This is a genomic window from Megasphaera sp. UBA4382 (assembly GCF_002391155.1).
In the GTDB taxonomy this organism is placed as follows: domain Bacteria; phylum Bacillota; class Negativicutes; order Veillonellales; family Megasphaeraceae; genus Megasphaera; species Megasphaera hexanoica.
Window position 1 is genome coordinate 1 of sequence record NZ_DGRS01000003.1, and the last position, 827, is coordinate 827.

At 56.1% G+C, this 827-nt stretch carries 2 protein-coding genes; both read left to right on the forward strand.

Annotation, left to right across the window (positions count from 1 at the left end; all coding sequences use genetic code 11):
- The coding region (locus B4H10_RS00055) for a carboxyl transferase domain-containing protein (RefSeq protein WP_292017953.1) at positions 1-380 on the forward strand (380 nt) is incomplete at its 5' end.
- 14 nt (positions 381-394) lie between these two features.
- A partial coding sequence (locus B4H10_RS00060; protein WP_292017954.1) for a hypothetical protein occupies positions 395-827 on the forward strand: 433 nt, incomplete at its 3' end.

Consider the following 827-nt stretch of genomic DNA (forward strand, 5'->3'; position numbering starts at 1 on the left):
AACTGCTCTACGCATACTGCGAAGCGACGGTTCCCAAAGTGACGGTCGTCACGCGCAAAGCCTACGGCGGCGCCTACATCGGCATGTGCTGCCGCCAGCTCGGCGCCGACATGGTATTTGCTTGGCCGACAGCGGAAATCGCCGTCATGGGACCTGATGGAGCAGCTGACATCATTTTCAAACGCGATCCCGACAAGGAAGCCAAGAAACAGGAATATATCAAGGAATTCCTGACACCGTACAAAGCGGCGGAACACGGCTATGTCGATTGCGTCATCGATCCGAAAGAAACGCGTCCGCGCATCATCAATGCCCTGGCTATGCTCTACAGCAAGCGGGAAGACCGGCCGCAGAAGAAACACGGTAATATTCCGTTATAAGGGGGAATCAGGTCATGGAAGAAACATCAGCCATTTCGATGGAACTCGTATTAGCGGCCCTGATTGCCCTGGCTGTGCTGCTCCTGCTCGGCTGGTATATTTTAAACAGCAAGATTCAATCGCTGGCTGCGGATGTAAAAGCCCTGCAGAAAGAACGGGATGGCCTTCAGGCACGCCTGAACGCGGCAGAAGAAAAACTGGCTGCGGCTCCGGCCTCTCCGGCAGCAGCTTCGTCTCCTGTAGAACCGGCAGAACCGGCTGTGCAGGAAGTGGCGGAAACTGTGGCAGAAGAACCGGTGCAGACTGCCTCTGTGGAAGAGCCGGAAACAGATGCTATAGAAGACGTCCCATCGGATAGTGAAATACCGCCTGAAGTCGTAGCCGTTATCATGGCTGCCGTTGCCGCCTGCGGTTACAGCCCTGCAGCCATCCGGTCGATACGGCGGG